Genomic DNA, 11,170 nt, shown 5'->3' with positions numbered 1-11,170 from the left:
GGCTTTGCCCCCTGTTGTACAGGGTTCATTTGCCCTCAAAGGCGCCACAGACCGCCGACAGACGCAACCCCGCTATGCGTTTCCTGACGCTTCCGGTCACGCCGCAGCCATCCCGGAAAAAACACTTGTTAAGAGGATGAAGGATAGCGCATCCACTGGCGGGGACAGCCCCCATAAGGCCAGTTTTGATCCAAACGTCACGACAGCTGGTCAAACCCGGCCATGGCCCCTTGCGATTGCAGACAAGATCGGGCACCAATCCAGCGGATTGCCCGCAGCCAACGGACGCTGCGCGGATGAGGATAAGGATCGACTGCGATGACCGACGGTTTGCTGGATATGAATGCGAAACCCACCGAGACCTTTTCGGTGCGCGATGTGTTCGGAATTGATACGGATATGACCGTCAAGGGCTTCGCCGAAGGCTCTGACCGGGTTCCGGCTCTGGACCCCACCTATAAATTCGATCCCGAGACCACATTGGCCATTCTTGCAGGGTTCAGCCACAACCGCCGCGTGATGATCCAAGGGTACCACGGCACCGGTAAATCGACCCATATCGAACAGGTCGCGGCGCGCCTGAACTGGCCTTCCGTGCGTGTGAACCTCGACAGCCACATCTCCCGGATCGACCTGATCGGCAAGGACGCGATCAAACTGCGCGACGGCAAGCAGGTCACCGAATTCCACGAAGGCATCCTGCCCTGGGCGCTGCGTAACCCGGTTGCGATTGTGTTCGACGAATATGACGCCGGCCGCGCCGACGTGATGTTTGTGATCCAGCGCGTGCTGGAACATGACGGCAAGCTGACCCTTCTGGATCAGAACGAGATCATCACGCCGAACCCCTACTTCCGCCTGTTTGCCACCGCCAACACCGTTGGCCTTGGGGACACCACCGGGCTCTATCACGGCACCCAGCAGATCAACCAGGCCCAGATGGACCGCTGGTCGCTGGTGGCGACGCTGAACTACCTCAGCCATGATGCCGAGGCGGCCATCGTGCTGTCCAAAGCGCCGCATTACAACACCGCAGAAGGCCGCAAAACCATCTCCCAGATGGTGACTGTCGCCGACCTCACCCGGACCGCCTTTATGAACGGCGACCTCTCCACAGTTATGTCGCCCCGGACCGTCATCAACTGGGCACAGAACGTCGAGATTTTCCGCGATGTGGGCTATGCCTTCCGCCTGTCGTTCCTGAACAAATGCGACGAGCTGGAGCGCCAGACCGTCGCCGAGTTCTACCAGCGTTGTTTCGACGAAGAGCTGCCGGAGAGCGCTGCGAGCGTGAGCCTGGGGTGACGCCTTTTTTTGTCATAGCAGCCATTTGGGTCGCGCTTTACGCAATCTGGTTGTTTGACAAAACTGGTTGGAAGAAGACTGATCCGTCAGCCATGACGGGCAGTCAACACAGTCATTTGATACGGCTGCGTTGGGAATGCGCCCTTTTTTTCCTGACGGTGTCGATCTGGAGTGCGTTCAATGGCTAAAAAGCCCAACGATAACCCCGCCGATCCGTTCAAGAAGGCGCTGGCCGAAGCCACCAAGGTCATGGCCAACGACCCGGAATTGAACGTGTCCTATTCCGTTGACCCGGCTGGAATGTCCGGGGACAGCATGCGGCTGCCGCAGGTCTCCCGTCGGATGAGCCGCGAAGAGGTGCTGCTGGCCCGTGGCACCGCCGATGCGCTGGCGCTGCGCCACAAATTTCACGACACCGCCACCCATGCCCGCTATGCCCCCCCCGGCGACATGGCGCGGGATCTCTATGAGGCGTTGGAATCTGCCCGCTGCGAGGCGATGGGCGCGCGGCACATGCCCGGCACCGCCTCCAACATTGACGTCAAGATCCAGAACGAGGCCCTGCGCAAAGGCTATGACCAGATCAAATCCGCAACCGAGGCCCCGCTGGCCGTCTCGGCCGGCTACCTGATCCGTCATCTCGCCACCGGTCGCCCGATGCCAGAGGCCGCCGCCAATGTGATGGAACTCTGGCGCGGCTTCATCGAACAGCAGGCTGGTGAGACACTGGCCAACCTTGATGACACCATCGAAGATCAGGCCACTTTTGCCAAATTCGCCCGTCAGGTCATCACCGATCTGGGCTATGGTGATCAGCTGGGTGAGGACCCGGACCAGCTCGACGATGAGCAGGAAAACGACGCTGAAGAGGATGCTGAGGAGCAGCAGGACCCCGACAGCAACGGTCAGGACGGCTCCGACGAGGAAGAAGCCGACGCCAACCCCGAGCAGGCTCAGGAACAGCAGCAGGACGAAAGTCAGGCGCAGGTCTCCATGGACGAAATGGCGGATGATGAATTCGCCGAAGACACCGAAATGCCCGATGGCGAGGCTCCACTGGATCCGCCACCGCCGCCTGCCGTGTCGGAAGCTGATCCCGACTATAAGGTCTTCAATGATGCCCATGACGAGGAAATCGCCGCCGAAGACCTCGCCGAGCCCGCCGAACTGGAACGGCTGCGTGCCTATCTTGATCAACAGCTGGAACCGCTGAAAGGCGCCGTCTCGCGGCTGGCCAACAAGTTGCAGCGCCGCCTTCAGGCACAGCAGAACCGCTCCTGGGAGTTTGACCTTGAGGAGGGCATTCTGGATGCCGGTCGTCTGGCCCGTGTGGTTGCCAACCCCACCACGCCGCTGTCGTTCAAACGCGAAAAAGACACCGAATTCCGCGACACTGTGGTGACGCTCCTCCTGGATAACTCCGGCTCCATGCGGGGTCGCCCGATCTCTATCGCCGCGATCTGCGCCGATGTTCTGGCCCGCACGCTGGAACGCTGCAACGTGAAGGTCGAAATCCTCGGCTTTACCACCCGCGCCTGGAAAGGTGGCCTGGCCCGCGAGGCCTGGCTGAACGACGGTCGCCCACAACTGCCCGGTCGCCTGAATGATCTGCGCCACATCATCTACAAACGTGCTGACGCCCCAATGCGGCGGACACGCACCAATCTGGGTCTGATGATGAAAGAGGGCCTCCTGAAGGAAAACATCGATGGCGAGGCGCTGGAATGGGCGCACCGCCGCATGATCGCGCGGCAAGAGGCACGCAAAATCCTGATGGTGATTTCCGATGGTGCACCGGTGGATGACAGCACGCTTTCGGTGAACCCGGCCAACTATCTGGAAAAACACCTGCGTGATGTGATCGCCATGGTGGAGCGGCGCAAACAGGTCGAACTGCTGGCCATCGGCATCGGCCATGACGTGACCCGCTACTATGATCGCGCCGTCACCATCACCGATGTCGAACAGCTGGCAGGCGCCATGACCGAACAGCTGGCCGCCCTGTTTGACAGCGACCCGCGCGCCCGTGCCCGCGTCATGGGCATCAAACGCGCGAGCTGAGCACCTCAGCCGCACCGCTCTGATCAAAGCCCCGCGCCGCTTCGGTGCGGGGCTTTGTGTTACAGGGGTTGCGGGAAGCCGCCGGATTTGGAACAAGTGTTCGCGACAGAGCGCGCCATGACTGCCGCGCCATTTCCTTGTTCCTGCCGACGTCGCGCAACCCCCTCCCAGAAGGGCCGACCGCTGCGCCCTGACCGACCGTCGCGGACCACCCGAAACAGATGGAGGGAACCGATGTTCCAGACCTTTGACGTAGCGACCCGCCCGGACCAAGGCCCGCCCCGGCTCAACGCGCTGCGCGCAGAGATGCAACAGGAGGCGCTGGACGGCTTTCTGGTGCCCCGCGCCGATGCCCATCAGGGCGAATATGTCGCCCCCGGCGATGAGCGTCTGGCCTGGCTCACCGGCTTCACCGGTTCGGCAGGCTTCTGCGCCGTGTTGCGCGACATCGCAGGTGTCTTCATTGACGGGCGTTATCGCACGCAGGTGAAACAGCAGGTCGCAGAGGTCTACACCCCGGTACATTGGCCGGAGGTGCAGCTCGCCGACTGGCTGAAAGAACAGCTCCCGGAGGGCGGACGCATCGGCTATGACCCCTGGCTACATTCGGCAAGTCAGATCAAGACGCTAACAGCGTCACTGGACCACCATGGTTTTGACTTCGTCCAATGTGACAATCTGGTTGACCGCATCTGGCCGGATCAACCCGCCCCGCCCATGCAGCCCGTCATCGCCCATCCTGTTGAATACGCAGGTACAACTGCCGTCGCCAAAATCGCCTCTCTCGCCGAGGGGATGCGCAACGCCGGTCAGAGCGCCGCCGTGATCACCCTGCCTGACAGCATCATGTGGCTCTTGAATATCCGTGGCAGTGATATCGCCCACAACCCGGTCGCCCACGGCTTTGCCATCCTGCACGCCGACGCGCGGGTGGATCTGTTCATGAACAAAGACAAGCTGGCCGACGTCGCCGCGCATCTCGGCCCGGATGTGACCGTGCAGGCCCCCGAGAATTTTCTACCGGCGGCGGCTGACCTGTCTCGGGCTCAGAATGCAGCCGTCGCCGCGGACCTGACAACCCTGCCCCAGATCGTCGCAGATCAGCTCGGCGAGGCGCTGGTCGCAGCCGGTGATCCCTGCGCCCTGCCCAAGGCCCGCAAATGTGCCGCCGAGATCGAGGGCAGTGCCGCCGCTCATCTGCGCGACGGGGCGGCAGTGGTCGAAACCCTCGCCTGGCTGGATGCGCAGCCCCCCGGCACAGTCACCGAAATCGATGTGGTCAAACACCTTGAAGCCACCCGCCGCAAAGATCCCAAGCTGCGCGACATCAGCTTTGAAACCATCTCCGGCACCGGCCCCAACGGCGCCATCATCCACTACCGCGTCAGCGACGACAGCAACGCGACACTGGAGGAGGGCCATCTGCTGGTGCTGGACAGCGGCGGTCAATATCTGGACGGCACCACAGACATCACCCGCACCCTCGCCATCGGGACTCCACCGCAAGAGGCCCGGGAGGCCTATACCCGCGTCCTTCAGGGCATGATTGCCATGTCCCGGCTGCGCTGGCCCAAAGGGCTTGCCGGTCGTGACATCGAGGCGGTGGGCCGAATGCCGCTCTGGCTCGCCGGGCAGGACTTCAACCACGGGCTTGGCCATGGGGTCGGTGCCTTCCTCAGTGTCCACGAAGGCCCCCAACGGCTCAGCCGCGCCGGCACCGTTCCCTTGGACCCCGGCATGATCCTCTCAAATGAGCCGGGATATTACCGCGAAGGCGCTTTTGGTATTCGCATTGAAAACCTGTTGGTGGTAGAACCAGCGCCTGAGCTGGACAGTGCTGACGCAGACCGTGAGATGCTGAGCTGGCGCACCCTGACCTACGCCCCGCTGGACCGGCGACTGATCGTCGCAGACATGCTCACAACGGCAGAGCGGGACTGGTTGAACACCTATCATGCGGCTGTGGCCGACAAGATTGGACCCAACGTAACAGCCGAGGCGCGACGCTGGCTGGATGCCGCAACGGCACCGCTGTGATACCGCAGTGTTACAACCAAAGACGATATTGATCCGTGACGAACGACGTGAAGGAAAAGACCATGACAAAGATCCAAATTCGCAAGGCAGCAGGCACCTGGGTGGTGCGCTCCGGTGGCGCGGTGCTCGGCGAGAGCAGCAACGCGCTTGAGCTGAGCGAGGGCGATCTGGCGCCCGTCATCTATTTTCCTCGCGGCGACATCGCAACCGCCTTCCTGGACCGCAGTGACAAGACCAGCCATTGCGCAGGCAAGGGCGACGCCAGCTACTATTCCATCGTGAACAAATCCTCAGTGACCGAAAACGCCGTCTGGAGCTATGAAGCTCCGCTCGACGCCGTCGCCGAGATCAAGGGCCACCTCGCGTTTGTCACTAGCGAGTCGGTAAAGGTCGAACAGATCTGAGGTCAGAAACTCATCGGCAAGAATACGCTGGCCACACTTCCGAGGCGTCCCATATCGGGGCGCCTTATTTATGGATAAGCAAGCTTTCGCCCAGATCTACGGGCGGTCAGGAGCCTCGCACACTAGGGGACTCCGGGTCTTTGTCACACCATGACAGATCAGGAACCCATAGGACGGCACAGCGCAAGTTTGGTCGAAAAACGACCCAGAACCACAGGCAGTGCAGGCACGGGCCAAACACATCTACAAAGCCCTCCAAAGCAAAGCGCACGTATAACGATCAATTTGATCGTTATATACTGCGCATTACCAAGGCCATTTATGAGATCCTTTGAAGCGGATCTGGAGAAATAGAAACAATACCAATTAACACACCAATATAGGCCGACTGAAACACCGTGACGGTCAGCTGAGGATCGTTTGGCACAGATGCTCGCGCGCCGCCTCTACAGATTCACCTGTGCAGAACATCTGCGCATCCCGTGCGCTTTGAACAACATAGTCGATCAACGCCTCATAAGAAGCGCGCTCGTTTTCCTGCTCTACTGCCTTCGCCACGTGTTCAGCCTCTGTCGGGCTGATTTTATTGTGTTGCATGTTTTCACTTCCGAAGAATGATCACCATTATCCTTATGTTAACCATAATTAAGTGGCTCCGCCGACAAAGGTTAAAATTACTTAAGGAAAAAAGCGAACACCCGTTTCAGAAATATCACATATTCGAGATCGTCTTTTGCGGGTAAACATGTCTTTGAGCGACTCCATTGTCGGAAATGTCGCAAACCGACACTGAGTTGCCGCAGTCTTCAGCCGTCAGCTGTGCTCTTCGGCAGCCGCTGCGGCCAATGCGCGGTTGTAAGCCTTGAGCGAATCAATGTGGTAAAGGGCCCCGATGAGATTCGGCGGATTATCGCCACCCTCCGCTTCCGCCAGAACCGGGAGATACGCCAGTTCCGCCCGATCAAAGATCGGCATCGCCGCCTCCAGCGAAGCAGACGCACGGATCGACAATCCCTGTTCAATCAGCGCCGCGCAATCTTCGGCGCTGGCACAGCGCGGATCCCCCATCGGCCGCATCACCGCGCCCGCACGCAGCATCGACAGCAGATAGGCCTGCGGGCCTGCCGCACAGTGGATATTGCGCCGCTCCAGCTGTGTGAGAAAGAACGACCGATCCACAATGCGCGAAGCCAGCGCCGTGGACATCGACACCGCCACCATTACCGCCAACCCGATCTGCCAGTCGCCGGTCAGCTCAAACACGATCAGCGTGGTTGAAATCGGTGCCCCCAGTACAGCAGCGGCCACCGCCCCCATTCCGGCAAAGGCATAAAGCGTATGTGTCCCCGAGACATCCGGCAGCACCGCCGTTGCAATCAGCCCAAAGGCCAATCCGGTCAGCGCACCCACCATCAGCGAGGGAGAAAACACTCCGCCCCCCATGCGCCCTCCCATGGTGATCGCCACAGCCGCGGTTTTGACCATCGCAAAGAGGATTGTCTGATGCAGCACCAACGCGCCTGTCAGCGCCAGCACCGTGGTCTCATAGCCGACACCGATAATATGGGGAAACCAGACCGCAATCACCCCCAGCAGCAGACCCGACGCCGCCGGGCGCAGCCAGCGTGGCAGCTGTAACCGGTCCTGCAGCGCATTGCCGATCTGCTCCGCAAAGAAGATCGACCGCATCAGCACCACCGCCACCAGCCCGCAGATCAGCCCAAGCATCAGAAAGGCAGGCAATTCGACATAGAACTGTAATGCGCCCGGCGTGATCAGATCGAATTCGGTCACATCGCCGTATTCCAGTCGGTTGATCACTGTCCCGGCGACCGAGGCAATCACAATCGGCGCAAAGGCATGCACCGCGAAATGCCGCAACACCACCTCCAGCGCAAACAGCGCCCCTGCGATGGGCGCGTTGAAACTGGCTGAGACCGCCGCCGCCACCGCGCAGCCCAGAAGATCCCGCCCGGTGATTCCATCAGCCTGAATGCGGTTGCTGACCCAGGTCGAGATCACCCCGGCCATATGCACCACCGGTCCTTCTCGCCCTGTAGACCCGCCCGTGCTCAGCGTAATGAAAGACGCACAGGCCGACGCCAGCCCGGCGCGCATTTCAACCCGGCCATCCCCCAGTGCGGCCCCCTCGATCACATCCGCAACGGAGCGGACGCGGGCGTCAGGGGTGAACCGGTGCAGGATCACCCCCACCACCAGACCGCCCACCGTCGGAATCGCCACCAGCCAGTACCATGGCATGCCCTGAGCGAAACTATGCAGAAAATTCACGTCCTCGGTGCCGTAGACCCAGGCCTGAAACGCCGTGATCCCCTTGCGGAAGAACAGCGCGGCAAATCCAGCGGCAATCCCGATCAGCAGAGCAATGAACCAGAACTGAATCTGACTTGGGCCCCGGTGACGCAACACCCGCCAGACATCCCGCGCTCCGGCAACGCCCTGAGTGAACTGGGCAGAAATAACGGAGCGAATGGTCTGTGGCATGAACCCGATTGTCCCGGTGTCGTTCTTATCTCTTTCGCGGCAGACTATCGACAGGGTGGTTAAACCATCGTGAAAACTCAACCGCTTACGGCCGCCAGAGCGACAGTTTTACATCAGCCCGCCAGCAGCGCCTTGGCAGCGGCGCGGGCCTCTGGGGTGATTGTATCACCAGAAACCATCCGCGCCAGCTCATCGACGCGCTCGCCCTCATCCAGAGGCACCACCTGCGACAGGGTCTGCCCGTCAATCACCTGTTTCTGCACGCGCCAGTGATGCGCACCTTGCGCTGCGACCTGCGGCGAATGGGTCACCACCAGTACCTGACTGCCCTCAGCCAGCGATTTCAACCGCCGCCCCACAGCATCAGCGGTGGCACCGCCAACACCGCGGTCGATCTCATCGAATATCATCGTCTGATTGCCAGTCTCACCACGCAGACACACCTTCAGGGCCAACAGGAAGCGGCTCAGCTCACCGCCCGAGGCGATCTTGTTCAGTGGCCCCGCAGGCGCGCCCGGATTGGTCGCCACGGTAAAGGCAACGGCGTCCTTGCCCTCCGGCCCCGGCTCGGTGTCACTCAACCGTGTTTCAAACACTGCGCGCTCCATTTTCAGTGGCGCAAGTTCCGCCATCACTGCCGTGTCCAGCGCAGCAGCTGTTTCGCGGCGCGCTGCCGACAGCTGCGCGGCAGCACCTGCATATGCGGCCTCAGCCTCGGCCAGTGCGGCTTCCTGATCGGCGAGATCCTGATCCCCTGCATCCACCGCTGCCAGTTTCTCGCGCAGGGTTTCAGCATAGCCGCCCAGATCATCGGGCAGCACATCGTGTTTGCGGGCCAGCGCGCGGATGGCAAACAGCCGCTCCTCGCTCTCCTCCAGCTCACCCGGGTTGAACTCCAGCCCGTCGAGCACCCGGGCAACACCGTCCTGCGCCTCGCCCAGCTCGATCATCGCCCTCAGCAGCGCGGCAATCGGCGCATCCAGCGCATTTTCCGCCTGATCTGAGACCCCTTCCAGCCACCGCTGCGCATCGCCCAGTGCCGCCTCGGCGCCATCTGCCAGAATGCCCTGTGCGCGCTGGATATCACCGCGAATACGTTCGGCAGACTGCATCTCACGGCGGCGCTGATCCAGTGCTGCGTCCTCGCCGGGTTGCGGGTCGAGCGCATCCAGCTCCGCCACTGCATGACGCAAGAAATCCTCTTCGGCGCGGATGGCCTTCAGCGCGCTACGGGTTTCCTCCACCGCCTTTCGCGCGCGGCTTGCCGTGGCCCAGCGATCACGGACGCTGGCCAACATGTCGCCCAGCCCCGCAAACTCATCCAACATGGCCCGGTGGCCGCGCGGGTTCAGCAGCCCCCGGTCGTCATGTTGCCCATGCAACTCCAGCAATGTGTCGGACAGCGCCCTGAGCACCTCACCGGAACAGCGCCGGTCATTGACCCATGCCGTCTTGCGTCCCTCGGCGGTGTTCACCCGGCGCAACAGCAGCGTATCGCCTCCGGGCAGCCCCGCCTCGGCCAGCACCGCATGGGCGGGATGTTCCGGGGTCAGATCGAACTCGGCCAGAACCTCGCCCTGTTTGGCGCCCTGGCGCACCAGTTCGGCCCGCCCGCGCCAACCCAGAACGAATCCAAGCGAGTCCAGCAGGATCGACTTGCCGGCGCCGGTTTCCCCCGTCAGCACGTTGAGACCCGGCTGAAAATTCAGCTCAAGATGGTCGATAATCAGGATATCGCGAATATCAAGCGCGCGCAGCATGGCCCGGCCCCAATTGCGGAAGTGGCAATTACAGCCACTCCCCCTTGATGGACTGACGGTAGATCTGGCTCAACCAGTTGTTGCCGACATCGCGCATTTTCAGCCCGTTGTCTGTCAACAGCTTAAAGCTGTCCTCATACCATTCGGTCGATTGATAGTTATGGCCCAGAATGGCACCGGCGGTCTGCGCCTCATTCACCAGCCCCAGCGACAGATAGGCCTCGACCAAGCGGTGCAGCGCCTCTGCGGTATGGGTGGTGGTCTGGAAATCCTCGACCACGACGCGGAACCGGTTCACGGCAGAGGTGTAATGCTCCTTGCGCAGATAATAGCGACCGATCTCCATCTCTTTGCCCGCCAGATGGTCAAAGGCGAGATCGAATTTCAGGATCGCTGAACTGGCGTATTCGCTATCAGGGTAGACTTCGATCACGGTGCGCAGCGATTGCAGCGCCTGAAAGGTCAGCCCCTGATCGCGGCCCACTTCGTCGATCTGGTCATAGTAGCTCAGTGCCAGCAGATACTGCGCATAGGCGGCGTCTTCTTCGGTCGGGTAGAAGTCGATATAGCGCTGTGCGGCAGCGCGACTGTCCTCATAGTCCCGGCCCAGATGGTAGGCATAGGCCTGCATGATCAGGGCCTGTTTGGCCCAGGACGAATAGGGATAGAGACGTTCGATCTCCGAAAAATAGAAGGCCGCATCCTCGGTCCGGTTGCGCTCCATCTCGAACTCACCACGTTCGTAGATCTGCTCCGGCGTAAAGCCCTCAAGCGGCTGCGAACTCTTGGCCGCGCCTCCATCTCCGCCGCATCCCGAAAGCGCAGCTACGAGTAGAACCGCGCCGATGGTTTTGGCTGCCGCCCCCATGCCGATCATGTCCGCCTAACCTCACCGTCATTTACTTACGGGTGTGAACCCCGGTTCTGCCCGGTCTAGCACATTCAATTGACGCGCAAAACGTCTTTAACCGATTTCCAGCCCACTTGGCAGAGAAAGCGCGGCGGGGTCAAGGGTATGAAGCACCCCGCCCCCTGCCCTGTCGCAGGACTGCGCGGCAAAACAATGGTCAGTCATGCAATCAAAATCGGGTGAAACAG

The 11,170-nt window shown here is 61.1% G+C and carries 8 protein-coding genes; 4 read left to right on the top strand and 4 right to left on the bottom strand.

Going from position 1 to position 11,170, the window contains the following annotated elements; all coding sequences use genetic code 11:
* Positions 1–318 precede the first annotated feature (318 nt).
* The 4 genes from cobS to J4721_RS02430 all read left to right on the top strand — a co-directional run bounded on the left by cobS (position 319) and on the right by J4721_RS02430 (position 5,807).
* Positions 319–1,305 (top strand): cobaltochelatase subunit CobS, encoded by a 987-nt coding sequence (cobS, locus tag J4721_RS02445; protein ID WP_014879537.1) that lies wholly within the window; start codon positions 319–321, stop codon positions 1,303–1,305.
* 180 nt (positions 1,306–1,485) lie between these two features.
* Positions 1,486–3,366: a cobaltochelatase subunit CobT gene (gene cobT / locus J4721_RS02440; protein ID WP_211002032.1), complete on the top strand. Its 1,881-nt coding sequence runs from the start codon at positions 1,486–1,488 to the stop codon at positions 3,364–3,366.
* A 234-nt stretch (positions 3,367–3,600) separates the two neighbouring features.
* Positions 3,601–5,403: an aminopeptidase P family protein gene (locus J4721_RS02435; RefSeq protein WP_211002031.1), complete on the top strand. Its 1,803-nt coding sequence runs from the start codon at positions 3,601–3,603 to the stop codon at positions 5,401–5,403.
* A gap of 62 nt (positions 5,404–5,465) precedes the next feature.
* Positions 5,466–5,807, top strand: coding sequence for a DUF427 domain-containing protein (locus J4721_RS02430; protein ID WP_211002030.1), 342 nt, complete (start codon positions 5,466–5,468; stop codon positions 5,805–5,807).
* A gap of 405 nt (positions 5,808–6,212) precedes the next feature.
* Here J4721_RS02430 and J4721_RS02425 read toward each other — a convergent pair whose 3' ends face one another.
* From J4721_RS02425 to J4721_RS02410, 4 genes are all read right to left on the bottom strand, one after another.
* On the bottom strand, positions 6,213–6,404 hold the full coding sequence (locus tag J4721_RS02425) for a hypothetical protein (protein WP_014879533.1): 192 nt from the start codon (positions 6,402–6,404) through the stop codon (positions 6,213–6,215).
* A 216-nt stretch (positions 6,405–6,620) separates the two neighbouring features.
* Entirely contained in the window at positions 6,621–8,312 is a 1,692-nt protein-coding gene (locus J4721_RS02420; protein ID WP_027247678.1) for a chloride channel protein, read from the bottom strand.
* Positions 8,313–8,425: 113 nt separating this feature from the next.
* On the bottom strand, positions 8,426–10,072 hold the full coding sequence (gene recN / locus J4721_RS02415) for a DNA repair protein RecN (protein ID WP_102854307.1): 1,647 nt from the start codon (positions 10,070–10,072) through the stop codon (positions 8,426–8,428).
* 28 nt (positions 10,073–10,100) lie between these two features.
* Positions 10,101–10,949, bottom strand: a complete 849-nt coding sequence (locus tag J4721_RS02410) for an outer membrane protein assembly factor BamD (RefSeq protein ID WP_014874090.1) — start codon at positions 10,947–10,949, stop codon at positions 10,101–10,103.
* Positions 10,950–11,170: the final 221 nt, after the last annotated feature.

The organism is Phaeobacter sp. HS011 (genome assembly GCF_018101215.1).
In the GTDB taxonomy this organism is placed as follows: Bacteria; Pseudomonadota; Alphaproteobacteria; order Rhodobacterales; family Rhodobacteraceae; genus Phaeobacter; species Phaeobacter inhibens.
This window is presented reverse-complemented; position numbering and strand designations above follow the sequence as displayed.